The 15,638-nt window shown below is 73.6% G+C and carries 12 protein-coding genes; 3 read left to right on the top strand and 9 right to left on the bottom strand.

Translation table 11 applies throughout. The annotated features are described in order from the left end of the window. Window positions 1–6: 6 nt before the first annotated feature. Window positions 7–318, bottom strand: coding sequence for a metalloregulator ArsR/SmtB family transcription factor (locus ABZ624_RS09945; protein WP_360084625.1), 312 nt, complete (start codon window positions 316–318; stop codon window positions 7–9). A gap of 170 nt (window positions 319–488) precedes the next feature. On the opposite strand from ABZ624_RS09945, the gene ABZ624_RS09950 reads away from it, so the two are divergent. From ABZ624_RS09950 to ABZ624_RS09960, 3 genes are read left to right on the top strand one after another with little or no spacing between them, the layout of a single operon-like run. Continuing rightward, the gene (locus ABZ624_RS09950; RefSeq protein WP_360084628.1) at window positions 489–1,799 is read left to right on the top strand and encodes an MFS transporter; all 1,311 of its coding nucleotides are present in this window, start codon (window positions 489–491) and stop codon (window positions 1,797–1,799) included. After that, window positions 1,799–2,878, top strand: coding sequence for an alpha-hydroxy acid oxidase (locus ABZ624_RS09955; RefSeq protein ID WP_360084631.1), 1,080 nt, complete (start codon window positions 1,799–1,801; stop codon window positions 2,876–2,878). Before ABZ624_RS09950 ends, ABZ624_RS09955 begins: the two co-directional genes overlap by 1 nt. Window positions 2,879–2,897: 19 nt before the next feature. Next, window positions 2,898–3,437, top strand: coding sequence for a RidA family protein (locus ABZ624_RS09960; RefSeq protein ID WP_360084633.1), 540 nt, complete (start codon window positions 2,898–2,900; stop codon window positions 3,435–3,437). Window positions 3,438–3,652: 215 nt separating this feature from the next. Here the strand turns inward: ABZ624_RS09960 and ABZ624_RS09965 are convergent, their stop codons facing one another. From ABZ624_RS09965 to ABZ624_RS10000, 8 genes are read right to left on the bottom strand one after another with little or no spacing between them, the layout of a single operon-like run. Then, complete coding sequence (locus ABZ624_RS09965; protein ID WP_360084636.1) at window positions 3,653–5,197, bottom strand: hypothetical protein; 1,545 nt, start codon at window positions 5,195–5,197, stop codon at window positions 3,653–3,655. A 7-nt stretch (window positions 5,198–5,204) separates the two neighbouring features. Beyond that, window positions 5,205–7,700, bottom strand: coding sequence for a GTPase-associated protein 1-related protein (locus tag ABZ624_RS09970; RefSeq protein ID WP_360084639.1), 2,496 nt, complete (start codon window positions 7,698–7,700; stop codon window positions 5,205–5,207). Continuing rightward, the gene (locus tag ABZ624_RS09975; protein WP_360084642.1) at window positions 7,697–8,884 is read right to left on the bottom strand and encodes a hypothetical protein; all 1,188 of its coding nucleotides are present in this window, start codon (window positions 8,882–8,884) and stop codon (window positions 7,697–7,699) included. Before ABZ624_RS09975 ends, ABZ624_RS09970 begins: the two co-directional genes overlap by 4 nt. Next, window positions 8,885–10,504 carry an Hsp70 family protein gene (locus tag ABZ624_RS09980; protein ID WP_360084644.1) on the bottom strand — a complete coding sequence of 540 codons (1,620 nt, stop codon included), beginning with the start codon at window positions 10,502–10,504 and terminating at the stop codon, window positions 8,885–8,887. Window positions 10,505–10,508: 4 nt separating this feature from the next. Continuing rightward, on the bottom strand, window positions 10,509–12,512 hold the full coding sequence (locus ABZ624_RS09985; RefSeq protein ID WP_360084647.1) for an AAA family ATPase: 2,004 nt from the start codon (window positions 12,510–12,512) through the stop codon (window positions 10,509–10,511). After that, entirely contained in the window at window positions 12,509–13,918 is a 1,410-nt protein-coding gene (locus tag ABZ624_RS09990) for a hypothetical protein (protein WP_360084650.1), read from the bottom strand. The genes ABZ624_RS09985 and ABZ624_RS09990 overlap by 4 nt, the downstream gene beginning before the upstream one ends. After that, window positions 13,915–14,589, bottom strand: a complete 675-nt coding sequence (locus ABZ624_RS09995; RefSeq protein ID WP_360084653.1) for a 4Fe-4S single cluster domain-containing protein — start codon at window positions 14,587–14,589, stop codon at window positions 13,915–13,917. Before ABZ624_RS09995 ends, ABZ624_RS09990 begins: the two co-directional genes overlap by 4 nt. Further along, window positions 14,586–15,638, bottom strand: coding sequence for a hypothetical protein (locus ABZ624_RS10000; RefSeq protein ID WP_360084656.1), 1,053 nt, complete (start codon window positions 15,636–15,638; stop codon window positions 14,586–14,588). The genes ABZ624_RS09995 and ABZ624_RS10000 overlap by 4 nt, the downstream gene beginning before the upstream one ends.

The following is a 15,638-nucleotide window of genomic DNA, read 5'->3' on the forward strand; positions in this document are numbered from 1 at the left end:
CGTCCGCTATCGGCGCGGCAGGCCTGCCAGCAGGCGCAGTGCCTCGAGCGCGGCGCTGACCTGCGGGTCGGCAAGGCGGAACACGCGCCTGCGGCCCTGCTGCTCCACGGCCAGCAACCCCTGGTCCAGGAGGTAGGCGAGGTGACTGCTTGCCGTGGAGGCCGACACGCCCGCGCAGAGGGCGAGTTCGCCGGCTGAGCACGCCTCGCGGTCTTGCAGGGCGAGCAGCATCTCGGTGCGGGCCGGCACGGCGAACAGCGTGGCCGCCTGGGCCAGGTCCAGCTGGGGTGTTGCCTTGGGGCGGCGGGAAGCGGTCATGGTGGTGTGTCCCTTTGTCGTCGATGATTCGACCTGCACCGAACGGTCTGCCGGTGACGATGGCGTACATGTCCACATCGTCGAGCGCTTCCCCCGCACAGTCCCGTATCCCAGTAAGTACCACACCGCCCGCACGCCGCACCCTGACCCTCGCTGTGATGTGTGTCGGCATGTTCCTCGTACAGCTCGACGTGACGGTGGTCAACGTCGCGCTCCCGCACATCGGCCACGCGCTCCACGCCGACCTGGCGGGACTCCAGTGGGTGGTCGACTCCTACACGGTCGTCCTCGCCGCGTGTCTGCTCGGCGCGGGAGTGGTCGGCGACCGGTGGGGGCACCGTACGCTGGCCGTCGCGGGACTTTCCCTCTTCGGCGTGACCTCGCTGATGTGCGGCCTCGCCCCGAACACCGCCACCCTGGTCGCCGCACGGGCACTCCAGGGACTGGCGGCCGCGCTGCTGCTGCCCAGCACCCTCGCCGTGGTCAACCGCACGTTCCCCGAACGCGGGGAGAAGGCCCGGGCCCTCGGCGTCTGGGCCGGAATCTCCGCCCTGGCGCTGCCCGCCGGTCCGCTCCTGGGAGGCGTCCTGGTCACCGCCGCGGGGTGGCGCTCCGTCTTCCTGATCAACCTGCCTGTCGTCGCGGTGGCTCTCGCCCTGACCCTGCGGGCCGTCCGCAAGGACGAACCCGCCCGCACCAGCCGCCTCGACCTGCCCGGACTGCTTGCCGCGGCCCTGTCGTTGACCGCACTCGTCTACTGCGCGATCTCCGCGGGCCGCTCCGGGGCATCCGCGCAGACCATCGCGGCGGGAGCAGTCGCCGTCGTCGCCGCGGCCCTGCTCGCCCTGTGGGAGCAGCGCGCCCCGCACCCGATGTTCCCGCCGGCCCTGCTGCGCAAGCTGGACTTCGTCGGTGCCAACGTCATCGCCGCGGCCATGAACTTCGTCGGCATCGGCGCTGTCTTCGTGGTGACCCTGTACCTGCAGAAGGTCCAGCACCACGACGCGTGGACGGCCGGCGTGATGCTGCTGCCGCTCTTCGTCCCGCTCGCCGTGTGCGCGCCGTTCACCGGACGCCTGGCGGCGCGATACGGGCCGCGCCCGCCGATGCTCGCCGGACTGCTGCTCGGCTGTGTGGGTACGGCCTTCCTGCCGCTGATCAACCCCGGCTCCTCCTACCTCACCCTGGTGCCGACCCTCCTCGGACTCGGCCTCGGCATGGGGCTGCTGACTCCCTCAGTGGTCGCCGCCGCCCTTCAGGCGGGCCCACCGGAGCGTCCGGGCCTCTCCTCCGGCGTCAACAACACCGCCCGCCAGGCCGCCGGTGCCCTGGGCATCGCCGTCTTCGGCGCGATGGTGCAGGACCCTGAGGCCCCGGATCGGTTCACCACGGGCCTGCACCACGTCGGCGTGCTGTCCGTCGTGCTGTGGCTGGCCGCCGCCGCGCTGACGCTGCGCGCCGTTCCCCGGCCGGCCCGCTGATGCTCACCATCGACGACTTCCGCACGCGTGCCCGGGACGTCCTGCCCCGCGACGTCTTCGACTACTACGACGGCGCCGCCGGCCAGGAGCGGACCGCACGGGACAACGAAGCGGCCTACCGGGGCTGGTGGTTCAACCGCACCGTCCTCACCGACGTCTCCAGCCCACGCACCCAGACCCGCATCCTGGGCCGGGCCACCGCCGCTCCGATACTGCTCGCGCCCACAGCCCTGCAGCAACTGGCCCACGCCCACGGGGAGACGGCCACTGCGGCCGCCGCGCTGAAAGCGGACGTGCCCTTCATCGTGTCCACCCTGTCCTCGACCGATGTCGCCGAGGTCACCGCTCTGGGCGGGGACGTCTGGTTCCAGCTCTACCTGCACCGGGACCGGAGCATCACCACGGAACTGGTGCGCCGGGCCGAGCAGGCGGGCGTCCGCGGGCTGGTACTGACGGTCGACACACCCGCGCCCGGGCGTCGGCTACGGGATCAGCGACGTGGCTTCAGCCCACCGGCACATGTGCGGCCCGTGATCCTCGAAGCCGCTCTCGCCCGGAACAGCGCCCACCCCGTCTCCGCCTCACCTTCCCTGGCCGACATGTTCGCGCTCAACTTCGACCCGAGCCTGACGTGGCGCGACGTCGACTGGCTGACCGGCATCACCTCGCTGCCGCTCGCCCTCAAAGGCGTAGCCCGCGCCGCGGACGCCCGGAGGGCGGTCGAACTCGGCGCACAAGCCGTCATCGTCTCCAACCACGGAGGCCGTCAACTCGACGGGGACCGCCCCACACTGCACAGCCTTCCGGAGGTCGCACAGGAGGTCGGCCAGGACGCCGAGGTGTACGTGGACGGCGGAATCCGCTCGGGGGGAGACATCCTCAAAGCCCTCTCCCTCGGCGCCCGCGCCGTGCTCATCGGGCGCCCCTATCTCTGGGGCCTCGCCATCAAGGGGGAGGACGGCGTGACAAGCGTCCTGCGCCTCCTCCTCGACGAGCTCACGCTCGACATGCAGTTGACCGGGCTGACTGACATCGAAGACGCCGACCAGACCCTGCTCGTCCCAGCCCGGACCCCCTGACCCGCGAAGAGGAGAAGCCATGACACACACCGCCCCCCGGTCCGTCAGCAGCGATCACATCAGGGAAAGGCTGGCGATCCACGGGTTCGAACTCCCCACCCCCTGGCAGGTGCCGAGCCCCGCAGGGGCACGCATCCCGGCCAGCCTCGTCCGCCGGGTCGGCAACCGGATCTACGTCTCCGGGCACATCCCCACCAGCCATGACGGTGTGGTCACCGGGCCCTACGGAACCGTCGGCGACAAGGTGGACCTGCCGACCGCTCAGACCGCAGCCGTACGAACACTGCTGTCCCTCCTTGCGAGCGTCGAGAAAGCAGTCGGAGACCTCGCTGAGGTGAAGGCGTGGTGCTCGTTGCACTGCATGGTCAACTCGGCCCCGGACTTCACCGACTTCCCCGCCGTGTTCAACCCCGCCTCCCGACTCCTCGTCGACATCTTCGGTGACGAGATCGGCGCCCACGCACGAGTCGCCGTAGGCGTTGCCGGACTTCCCTGGAATCTCCCGGTCGAGATCGAAGCGGAGCTGGAGACGCACAGCACGGAACGGCGCAACCCGTAGCCGGCGGCAGCACCGGCAGACGTGGTCACGGTTACCTCTCGGAGGGGAGGGGGGAGGGGAGGGGACGGTGGGGGTGCGGCCGGAGCGGTGTGCGCCCCCGGGACCACGCCATGGAGCCGAAACGGACGAGGACGTGTCGGCCCACCGGGAGGCGGGGACCGCCGAGAGGCCGTCGGCGCCCGGCGGCGACCGTGCGGCGCCACCCGATCGACACCTCACTCGCGCAGGCACCACTCCACGAAAACCCCGATGCTGGGATCCACCCGGCCCTCCTCGTCCGCGACCGCTGCCGTGCAGAAGAAGCGGACCTCGGCGAACTCCAGCTCCATCGTCTTCACCAGGTTCCGCAGTCCCAGCCGCTCGCACAGCCACTCCCGGATCGTGTCGCTGTCGTCCGGGCGGTCGGGGAGCAGGGCGGGCCGGCCGGACAGCAGGTCCCTCTTGCTGACGGCGACGGCGAGGCGGGCCTTGTCGAGGCGGGTGCCCATGGTGCGTACGGTCTGTGTCGAGCGCGCGAACACGTCCTCCGGGTCGACCGTCGAGGCCAGGGTGCGGTCCACCTCCGGGGCCGACGGGTCGAGGCGGGTCCAGAACGCGTCGGCGGCCATCGGGTCGAGGACGAAGACGAAGGTGCGGGCCTCGCGGACATAGCGCAGTGCGTCGGTCTCCTCTCGGTTGACGAACCGCTCGCCGGCCGTGTCGAAGACGTGCACCAGCCGCTCGGCGCGGCCGGTGCCGAGCACGAACGAATGGGCTCGGGGCAGCGCCTTCTGGGTGGGGCGGGTGTGGCCCTGGATCTCCAGGACCTCGTTCAGCACCCGCTGGTTGGCACTCGACTCGGCGTCCGCGAGCCGGATCGCCGGCCCGCCGTTCTCCGCCGCCTTCTCCAGTGACCGCACCATCGCCGCCATCAGCTGGGTCTTGCCCGCGGCCCGGCCGCCGACCAGCGGCAGGATCAGCTCGGGCATGTGCCCGGCGTCCGGGTTCATCGGCTTGCCGCAGTGTTCGTGCACGCAGTGGCCGCTCAGCCGGGCGTCCCTGCTCATCAGCATCAGCAGGGTCGGTATCCGCTCGCCGCAGGCGCACCGGCGCCGGAAGAGACCGAAGGTGCCCGGGCGGATGTCGGCGTGCCGGCGTCGGCAGGTCGCGCGGGGGCAGTCGTACGCCGGATAGGGGACGCGTTCGAAGCAGCTCGGGCACAGCATGCCCCGGGGCAGCCCGCGCAGGACCATCACCACGCGGTCGGTGGCCCGCAGGGTGAGCGCGGTCAGCCGGGCGCCGCCCGTCAGCAGGGACACGCCGAGCGCCTGCGCGCCGAGGAGCGCACCCAGCACCGGTACCGCTGCGGCGGCGCCGATGCCGAGGCCCACGTAGAGGGTCAGGCCGTAGGGGACCGAGGCGGCCCGGTGCGTGGAGGGGGCGGTGAACTGGCGGGCGGTCACCCGGCGGTAGGCGTCGGTGACCGTGCGGACGTACAACCGACGTCCCTGTGTGAGGAGTTGGCGCAGATCGCGGGTGGCGGGGCCGAAGAAGTAGTTGCGGTGGGCCAGTTCGTCGGCGGGGCGGTACGGCGGGACGGTCACGAACTCGGGGGTGCGCAGGCGCAGTACGCCGTTGAGCAACCGGCAGTAGCGCCAGAGCAGTTCGCTGACCAGGGCGGCACCGCGCAGGGCCGCGATCGCCGGGGCGACGAGCAGGTAGAGCAGGAGCAGGACCAGGAAGACCGCGGGGATGATGACGAAGAGCAGGATGTCGTCCATCGCCGGCTCACCCCTCTTCCGGCGGGGGGCCGTCCGGGGACCGCCGCTGGGTGAGCTTGCGGCTCCACTTCCGCACGCGGCCCACACGGTTCTCGACGCACTCCTGATAGGCGTCGGCGAGCCGCGTGTCGTAGGGGCGGAGCGCGCGGGCCAGACGGTCCAGGTCCTCCGACCGCCAGTGCTGGGCGGTGTGCAGGCGCAGCGTTTCGACGATCTCCAGGTGTGCCTGCGACAGGGCGACGCGTTCGCCGTTGACCGCGATCACCCCGGTGACATGGCTGAACAGCACCTCGTCGACACGGCCCGAGGTCACCGCGGCCCGCTGTACGGCGCGCAGATAGCGGTCGGTGAGGGAGAAGCCGAACGCGCCGATCTCCGTGCGCAGCCGGCCCGGGTCGGCGGGCAGCCGGAGCAGGGCGGGGAGCAGCCGGTAGTGCTTCAGGGCGCGGGGTGCCGCCCAGGCGTCGATCTGCGGGATCCTGAACGCGCGGGCGAGCGCGGTGGCCTCGGTGGCCTCGCGCAGGGCCGCGTCCAGCCCGAGGGTGGTCCGTACGCACTCCTGGGTGACCGCCCGCAGCCAGGCGAAGCGGCCGGGCGCGGTGAGGGTGTCACACAGCACCAGGCAGGCCCGCAGCCCCTGCTCGTCGCGGACTTCCTGTTTCACCGCGCGGTCGAACCACTCGCCGACCGCCTCGTCCACCGGCTGGTCCGGCGGCAGCCGCCGGGCGATCTCGGTGGCCTCCTCGTACGTCCAGGCCGGCGACGGCTGCCGCCACAGCCCCCGCAGCAGCTCCGCGTCCGGCGAGGCCTGGCCGCGCACCTGGAGGATCCGGAACAGCAGGTCGACCGTGCGGGCGGGCTCCCGCTCGGCCTGGGCCCGCCAGTAGTGCTCAAGGAGCCGGGGCCGCCCGTCGAGGTCCCGCTCGTCCAGCAACCGGGCCGGGAACTGCGCGAACAGCTGCTCCTGGCCGCCGCCCCGCTCGTCCAGCACCTCCTGCACCGCTGTCGTCAGGGCGGCCCTGAACTCCGGAAGGGTGCGCAGGAGCCGGGCGACCTCCTCGCGCAGGCCGGGGCCCGCGCCGAAGGAGCCGAGCAGGGCGCGGGCCAGCCCCAGGCTCTGGGCCGCGAGCAGCTCCGGTGGCGGGGCGAGCCGCGCACCCACCGCCCACAGCAGCAGCCGCACCCCCTGGCGGACGGTGGCGGTCTCGCCGAGCAGCCGCTGCCACAGGGCGGTGGCCCGCTCCCGCTCGGCGGGATGCGTGATCGGCACCGGGCCGGGCGCGTTCTCCCCGCAGGTGACATAGGCGCGGATCCGGGACTGGTGGAGCTTGCCCTCCAGCTCCTGGTGCAGCACCGTGTCGCCGCCCGCCTCGGCGGCCGCGCTCAGCACCGCGAGCTGCTCGTCGTCCAGGTCCCGGTGCTTGTGGTGGAGGTCCGCCGCCACCGCCGCCCGGCGCGGCCCGAGATGACCGGCGCCGGGCAGCCAGTCGATCACCGCGCGGACGTCGGCGTCGGTCAGGCCGATGCCGCCCGCCGCCGCGGCGGCCGCCACCGGGGCGTGCCAGTCGCCCAGGGCCCGCTCCTGTCCGTGCGTGTACTCGGCCGTCCAGGACCAGACCGAACGGATGGAGCCGACCCCGATCCGGGTCAGCAGCCGTACCAGATGGTGCGTGGGCACCGCCTCGGGGAAGCGGCCGGCGGAGAAGTCGAAGACGGTGTACGACTCCTCGTCGTCGGGGCCGAAGTCGGGGTGCGCCCCGGGCACCGTGCCGATCAGGTGCAGCCGGCTGCGGGTGGGACGGAAGAGGTAGGTGGCGAAGGACAGGGTGCGGGCCAGCGCGGGGGGCAGGAGGTAGGAGACGGTGGCGAACCAGTGGGCGATCCGGTCGGTCGTCTCGTCGATCACCACCACCGAGCCGTCCTCCGCGAGTGCCGCGAAGACCGCCGCCAGCAGGGCCGGCAGCTGCTCGGCGTGCGGGTGCGCGCGCAGGAAGGCGCGCGCCGAGCGGGGGGACAGCGGGCCGCGTGGCAGGGGCGCGGGCAGCTCCGGGAGCTCGGTGGTGTCGGCGACCCGTGCGGTCCACAGCGGGGAGTCCCACAGCTCGATCGCGAGCAGCCCGCCGCTGTCCGGCGTGAACTCGCCCTCGGTGTGCAGGGCGTGGGCGAAGTAGTTGCCGAAGCGGCGCGCCGAGTCCCGGCCGACGTAGCGCACGCACAGCGTGGTGGCGCCGCCCTGCCGCCCCGGGGCGTGGCAGAGGTTCACCGGGCAGCGGGCCAGCAGCCCGGGGGTGTCCGACTCGGCCAGGGAGCGCGGTGGTTCGTACCCGGCCAGGCCCTCCACCCGGTGCCGGGTCTCCGCCGAGACCTGCTCGCTCACCGCGTTGAACTGGAAGCCGGAGGAACCGCTGAGCCCGTGCTCGCAGGAGGTGTAGTAGAGCTGCTGGAAGCTCCCCGTCCCCTGCCCGCCTTCGCCCCGCATCCCCGGCTCGCCTTCGCCCCTCATCCGCGGCCCGCCTTCGGCACCGAACCGAACTCGCTCAGCAGCCACAGCAGCGGGTCCGCGACCCGGTAGGGCTGGATGCCGGTGGCGGCGACCCGGGCCTCCGGTGTGGCGCTGCGGCCCAGCGCGGAGACACCGAAGTAGCGGTAGCGGGCGAAGGTGTTCTCCAGGGACTGGTCGATGGGCACGCCGTCCCACTCCTTGAGCAGCTGGCGCACCTCCTCGTGGACGCTGAGGCTGTCGCCGACGTCGAAACGGCCCCGCGCGGGTGCGTGCGACCGCAGCGGGCTGCCGTTCTGCATCAGATGCCAGAAGGCGTCCATCTTGGAGAAGACCACCGCGATCGGGGTGTGCACCTTCGCCGCCTTGCCGCCCTGCGCGGCCAGCAGCATGCTGCTCACCCGGCTGAGCACGTTGATCGGCGGGTCGATGCCGTCCGCGTCGGGCAGTGCCGTACCGGGCGCCGCGTTGTCCCGGGCGCCCGGCATCTGCAGGGGGTCGAGCAGCAGGATGATGCCGTCCGCGTTGGTCAGGTACCGGGTGTTGAGCTCCACGCTCTCGCGGCTGTTGAAGTCCTCGCCCGCCGTGTCGAAGAACGACAGCACGGTGTGCTGCGGTCGCTCCCCGAACAGCCCCTTGCGGCGCAGCCCGAACCGGAAGACCAGCGGTTCCACCCGGTTGGCGTTGGTCGTCGCGGTCTGCGTGGGCGGGAACATCTGCCGGTCGCGGTAGAGCCGGTCCTCGTACTCCGAGCTGTAGCGGCGCATGGTGGTGTCGTCCAGGCCCATCAGCGAGGCGCCGTAGGCCTCGCCGACCTGGTTGCGCATCTCGTGCAGCAGCACGGTCATGTAGATCGTCTTGCCGGAGGACCGTGCGCCCACCATCGCGATCAGCCGGTTCTCGACCATCCCGAACTGCACCGGCAGCTCGACGTGGCAGACCGGGCAGATGCGGTACGTCGTCTCACCGTCGCAGTCCGGGCACACCGCCGTGGACCTGCGGCCGTCGGCGGTGAAGTCCGGGCCCACGTCGTGGCTGGGGCGCCGGCCGAAGCGCTCGTCGAGGACCGGGTCGCGGCGGCGCTGGCACTGCTTGCGGGTGCGGCTGAGCCGGCTGTTGCAGCGGAACCGGATCTCCCGTGGGGCGAAGGTCTCGTAGCAGTAGGGGCAGGTCAGTCGTCTGGCCATTCAGGTCACTCGCAGCCGGTGCAGCGCCGTGGGGCGGATGTCGATGTCGATGTCGCGGTCCTGGTCGGAGTCGGGGCCGTCCGCTGGGAAGCAGACGAGCCAAGAGGGGCCCTTGGTGCCGGGGAGCGGGAACTCCACGGTGAGCGGGGCCCCGGCGGGCAGGCGCTGGGCGGGGACCTCGTGCAGGACGGTGCCCTCGGCCGTGCTGGTGGGGCGGTAGCGGCCGAGACCGTGGACGATCCGGAGGGCGGGCAGGTCACAGCCGGTCCGGGCGGTGAAGGTGACGGTCGCGACGCGGGCGCCGGTGAGGCGGCGGCGTACGGAGGGTTCGTACTCGACGATGGGGGGTTCGGCCGGGATACGGAGGGACGCCGCACCCTCCGTGTCGACGGCGGGGTCGGGGACCAGGGCCTCGACGGTGAGGGTGATCGCGCCCCGGCCGACGGGGAGGTCCAGGCCGCCGTCGTGTTCGTAGACCCGGCGCTGACAGCGGAGATCGCCGTCGCGGGGGCCGTCGCCGGTCGCCGTCGCGTCCTCACGGCGCCAGCGGACGCGAGCGGTGAGGGCGGAGTCGGGCCAGGCCCAGAGGACGAGGAGGTGGTCGTCTCGGCGGATGGCCTGGAGTTGGGTCACGGGGACGGAGCGGAGGGTGTGGGGGGCGTGGGGGGCGGAGGAGGGTGGGGTGGGGGCTGGTTCGGCTACTTGTTCTGGTGCGAGTTCTGGTGCGAGTTCTGGTGCGAGTTCTGGCGCCGGTTCGGGTGCGGGTGCGGGTGCGGGGGTGGGCGGGGTGGTCGCGGTGGGTGGTTCGCTGCGGGTGGGCGGGGGTTCCCCGCGCCCCCGCGGCGGAGCCGCATAAGTCTCAGCCCCGCCCCCCTTCAGGGCGCTTCTCGGTTCGGGATCATCCAGGGAAGTGGGCCAGGGCTGCGGCTCCGGATCCTCCGACGGAGGGGGAAAGTGGGCCCCCGTCGGCGCCGGGCCCGTGGCGACGCGGAGGAGGCCGAAGTCCTCCAGGAGCAGGAGGCCGTGTACGACGGCCAGTTCGGGGTCGGTGCAGCGGACCGTCACGCCCTGGGCCTCGGGGAGGTTCTCGATGCCCTCGCGGTGGACGGGCGTGGTGTACAGGTCGCCGGAGAGGAGTACGGCGTCCGGGGCCGCCTCGGACAGTTCCCGGGCCGTCGCCGTACGGGCGTGGTCGTCGGCCGACTCCTCGGTGCGCGTGGTGACGACGCGTACCGTCAGGTCCGGGGTGATGGCCAGGACCGTCAGGTCCACCGTTGCCCCGGCCTGGTCGGCCACCAGGACCGTGCGGTGTACGCCCTCGTCGATCGCGCCGTAGTGCAGGGCCACCGCGACCGGTTCCGGGACGATTCTGTGGACGCGGAGGCCGGCGTCCTCGGCGGCGCGGCGGAGGCGGGCCTCGGCCTCGCGGCCGGCGGATGCGGGGAGGCCGAGGACGGCCTCCTCGCCGGTGATGCCGTCCAGCACGAGGGCCAGGGCCGTGGCGGGGTCGGTGACTCCGTCCGTGTCCTCGGGAAGGTCCGTGGTGGTGACGGACGGACGGCCGTCGGGGGCGGAGCGGCCCAGGCGGGCGTGGCGGTGGCCCATCGCGATGCCGAGCATGAGTTCAGCGGTTCCCTTCCTCGGTCCTGACCCACGGGGTGCCGTCGGTGGCGGTGCCCAGCCGGATCCGGCTGCCCGGGGCCGGGCGGTGGGCCAGGAAGTGCGCCACCACGGCCGCCCGCAGCCGCTCCAGTTCGTTGCGGATCTGCCGGCCGCCGTACGCCTGGTGCTCCGGGTCGCTCATCCGCCCGGTGATCCAGGGGTGCAGGCTGTCCGTGTCGGGGACCAGTTCGGCCTGGTGGCGTTCGCGGACGGACTCGGTGAGCTGGCCCAGCAGCCGGTCGGCGATCTTCACGATGTGCTCGCGGCGCAGCATGTCGAAGACGACCACGCCCGGCTTGAGGCGGCCGTAGATCTCCGGGCGGCCGATCGCCCGGAACTTCTCCTCCACGGCCCGGGTGAAGTGCGCCTCCAGCGCGGAGTACGGCACTTCTTCGCCGCCTTCCGAGTCGCCTTCGGACAGCAGACCCTGGACCGCCTCCGCGCCCGTGTTGGAGGTGAAGATGATCAGGCACTGGGAGAAGTACGCGGTCTGGCCGCGGCCGTCGGTGAGCCGGCCGTCCTCCAGGATCTGGAGGAACTTGTCCAGCACCCGCGGGTGCGCCTTCTCGATCTCGTCGAAGAGGAGGACGCTGAACGGCCGCTCCTGGACCCGGCGGGTCAGCTCGCCGCCCTGTTCGTGGCCGATGTAGCCGGGGGGTGCGCCCGCGAGCCGCTCGGCCGCGTGCTCCTGCTGGTACTCGCTCATGTCGAAACGGGCGTACGCGCTCTGGTCGCCGAACATCAACTCGGCCACCGCCTTGGCGAGTTCGGTCTTGCCGACACCTGTCGGACCGACGAAGAAGAACGCGCCGCGGGGGCGTGCGGTGCCGGAGCCGCCGAAGTCGACGCCGACGAAGGCCGCCTGCAGCGCGGCGGCCACCGCGTCGACGGCCTTGGACTGGCCGACCACCCGGGCGCCCAGGACGTCGGCGGCGCGGGCGACGGTCTCCCGGTCCAGCTGGGTCCACGGGTCGACGCTCACGTTGAGCCGGTGCAGTTCCAGGAGCTTGTCCGGTTTCTGCAGGGGCGCGTCGCGCAGCCAGGAGGTCCGGGCGAGCGCGTCGATGTCCCAGCCGGACATGCCGTCGGTCGCACCGACCAGGGCCTCGATGTCGTGGCGTGCGGCGTCCGGGGCGCCGTTGAAGTCGCCGCGCAGCCAGGTCAGCCACAGGCGGCGCTCGCTCGGGTCCGGTGGGCCGATGTGCAGGGTGGCGATCCGGGGGTCCTCCAGGTGGAACCAGCCGGGCAGCCGGCCGACGTCGCCCACCGCGCACAGGACGGCGTTGCGGGCGTGCGGCGGCCTGCCCGACAGGGCCGAGCGGGGGGTCACGGCGTCCGTCATCGCCGCGCGGAGGCGCAGATAGCCGGCGCTCGATTCGGGCTGGCCGGGCGGGAGGTGGTGGTCGACGTCCTGGAAGACGAAGGCCGTGGCCGCGTCGGGGGAGGCGGCGAGCCGGTGCACGGTGGCGACCACGTCGTCGAAGGCGCGCGGGGGGCCGGCCGCGCGGGGGGAGAGCAGGCTCGACCGGTCGCGGTCGCGTTCGGTGGCACGCCGGGAGCGTGGGCCGTCCTGCTGCCGGTTGTCCGTGGGTGTGCCACGGCCGTCCTGTTGCCGGTTGTCCGTGGGTGTGCCCCGGCTCTCGTTCCTGGTGGCCGTGCGCGGCCGGTTCGCCTCCAGCCGGGTGAAGCGCTCCGCGTGGCCCGGCAGCGGGAAGGTGAGCCCGGCCACCGGGTCCCACCAGCCCACCACGTCCGCGCCGCGCGCTTCCAGCACCCCGGCGACCAGTTCCCGGAAGGAGGCGGGCCGGTCCTCGAACCACCAGCGGTCCCGGATCTGGCCGTTGAGGACCACCTGCCGGCCGCGCCGCAGCTCCCAGCCGAGGGACACCGCCCACAGGGGCATCATGCCGTCGGCGGTGACGGGCCCCGTACCGTCCTCGCCCTTGGTGAAGCCGGCCGTGCTCACGGGGTCGTCCACCGCCAGGAGGTGTCGCGGGGCAGCGGCTCGGCGCGCCGGCCCGGCGGTTTGCCGTCCCAGGTGATCTCACCCGCCACGAAGCCGTCGTCGCCGCCCAGTGCCTCGTGCACCCGCTCCAGCAGCGCCTCGGTGGTGTCGCACACCGCCTCGTCCTGCGGGGCGTGCAGCGTCACGTCCGGCTCGCCCTCCACGTGGTAGACGAGGACGGGCGTGCCGTCGTCCTCGGTGGCGACCGTGGTCTCGTACGCCGCCCCGGTCGGCCGCGTGAAGTGCAGCCGGAAGCTGCCGCCCCGGTCCTCACCGCCCTCGAAGGCGAACCCCTCGCCGGTCATGGCGTCCCGGAGGGCCTCCACCAGGTCCCGGCGCCGCCGGTAGGCCAGCTCCAGTTCGTCGAGCCGGCGCTCGGCGTCGGGGAGCCGGCCCTCCAGACCGGTGACCGCTTCCAGGGCCTCGGTCGCCGAGCGTGCGGTCAGCGCGTCGGTGACGGCGCGCAGGGCGTCCCCGATCTCGTCGGCGAGGTCCGGGTCGCCGAGACCGGCGGCGGTGTCCACCACGCCCTGGGCCGCCGGGCGTACGACGCCGAGCCGCTCGGCGGCCTCCGCGAGGGCCAGTTCCAGGGCCGCCCGCGCCTCCTCGGCACGCTCGCGCTCGGCCGCCTCGGCCGCCTCGCGCTCCTGTTCCGCGAGGGCCTGCCGCCCGGCTGCTTCCCGCACCTCCGCGACCGTCGCCGCATGCCGGGCGAGGGCGTGTTCGACCGTGCCGAGCAGGGCCTCGAAACGGACCTCCTGGCCCGGTCCGGTGGCCGTGCGCAGCCGGCCGAGCAGGTCGGCGCAGCGCCGGTGGCCGTCCGCGTCGAGGGTGGCGCCGTCCGGCCCGGCGGCGGAGAGCCGGTGCTCCAGGCCGGCCAGGACGGCGGCGCGGTCATCCGTACGGCCCCCGGACGCCGCCGGGCGCAGGCTCACGACCCGGCCGCGCAGTTCCTCCACCGCGTCCCCGAGCCGCTCCCCACGGGCGGCCCGCTCCCGCAGTCCGGCCAGCTGCCGTTCCAGGGACCCGATGCCGGACCGGGCCCCGGACCGCTGGGCCTCGGCGATCAGCTCCCGCACCTCCTCGAGGCCGCGCTCGTCGGCCCGGGTCTGCTCCGCCTGCGCACGGTCCAGCCGGGCGCTGCGCTCGGCCGTCCGCCGGGCCGCCAACTCGGCTTCTCTCCGGGCGATTTCTGCGCGGGCGCGCTCCCGCCGGGCAGCCGCCTCCTGGGCCAGCCGGGCCCGCTCCGCGGCCCGCCGGCGCTCCCGGGCCCGGCGCTCCTCGGCCCGGCGCCGGCGCTCCGCCGCCTCCCGCTGGGCGTACTGCGCGCCGACGCGGACGCTGCTGTACTTCGGTGATCCGCTCATCGTTCCCTCCGTGCCTCGGTGTGCAGCACGAACCCCCGCGCCGCGAGCCGTTCCTCAAGTCCCTCCCGGAATCCGGGGGCGGGCGGCACCCCGGCCCAGGAAAGGGATCCGTCGGCGTCCACCGACAGTTCGATCCCGGCGGTCGTGTCCGGCTCGGCCAGGGCCCGCAGGTAGCGGTCGGTGAGCGGGATCAGCCGCTGGTTGTCCGAGCCGCGCCAGCGCAGGCTGCCGTGCCGCGCCGCGCGGTACGGCCCGTCCACCAGCAGGTCCAGCCGCTGCAGCAGGGCGAGCCGGTCCGGGCCGCCGCGCCGCAGAGCCTCGTGGCGGAAGCCGGAGTACGCCATCGCGCCGAAGTCCGGGCGCCGCTCCCGCACCGCGTCCAGCAGCTCGGCCAGCGCCCCGGCCTGGCTGAACGGCTCGCCGCCGGAGAACGTGACGCCCTCGATGCCGTCCAGCCGGCACAGCCAGTCGGCGAGGTCGGCGACCGTCCGGCTGGTGCCGCCCTCGAAGGGCAGGGTCTCGGCGGCCACGCAGCCCCGGCAGCGCAGCGGGCAGCCCTGGACCCAGAGGACCGCGCGGGTGCCGGGACCGAGGACCGTGCAGTGGTCCAGTGTCCGGGCGACGGACAGGTGGGTGGTCGTGGGTGGTGTGGTCATGCGTCGGGTGGTCATGCGTCCTCCCGCGGCGGGCCGGGGTAGCTGTCGGCGTCCCGCTCGGCCTGGTCGCACCACGGGCACCACGGCCGTTCCACGGTGTGGAGGTGGCGGGCGTTCACCGCACACACCCTCAGCCGGCCCGGCGTCAGCTCGGCCGCGAGCGCCTGGGCCCACTCGGCCGCCGTCGGCCGGCGGCACGCGTTCCCGAACGCCGTCCGGAACAGTTCCGCGAGCCGCCTCGGCAGCAGGTCGGCGGGCGGCGCGGTGCGGGGCAGCAGCACCGACGTACGGTCGACGATCCGGCAGCGGCCGTGCAGCACGTTGTCGTCGTACGACAGATAGTCGCCGCCGTCCGCCGGGTGGCCGGCGAAGGGGTGCAGGCCGGCCATGAGGAGCTGGTGGGCCAGCACGGCCAGGGCGAAGTCGTCGGAGGCGGTGTCCGGTGGCGTGCCGGCGGGGGCGCCGATCCGCTCGGGGGCCGTGTAGCCGGGAGTGCGCATCCGGCCCGGGAACACCTCGCGGCCGTCCGTGAACTGCCAGGAGTCGACGTCCGCCATGCCGACCCGGCCGGTGTCGTCGACCCAGAGGTTGTCGGGCTTGAGGTCGCCCACCACATAGCCCTCGGCGTGCAGGTCGGCCAGCAGCCGGGCGAGGGCGAGGCCGGCGCGCAGGGCGGTCGCCCAGGTCGCCCGGGGCAGGAAGGTCCGCCGGGCGGAAGGGGTGAGGAGGTGGTTGAACGGCTGGTAGGCGTGCCGCATGTCGGTCATCACGTACCCGTCGACGCGGTCCGCCCCGGTGCGGTGGGCCGCGTGTACCGGGACCAGCGGCCAGGCCAGCCGGACCGGAGTGCCGGAGAGCAGGCCGACGGTGCGGGGTTCGCGGCGCTGTCGCACCAGGCGGGCCACGCGGCGCCGGTAGGCCTCGGGGTCGGGCGGGTCCGGGACGAGCTTCGCGACGAGGGGGCGGGCGTCGTCGACGCCGTACACGAATCCCTCCGAGCCGCTGCCGATCTGCTCGGTGAGCCGCCAGGTGTGTCCGGTGCCGGACACCACGGTCAGTCCCAT

This window comes from Streptomyces sp. NPDC007205 (assembly GCF_040634095.1).
Classification (GTDB): Bacteria; Actinomycetota; Actinomycetes; order Streptomycetales; family Streptomycetaceae; genus Streptomyces.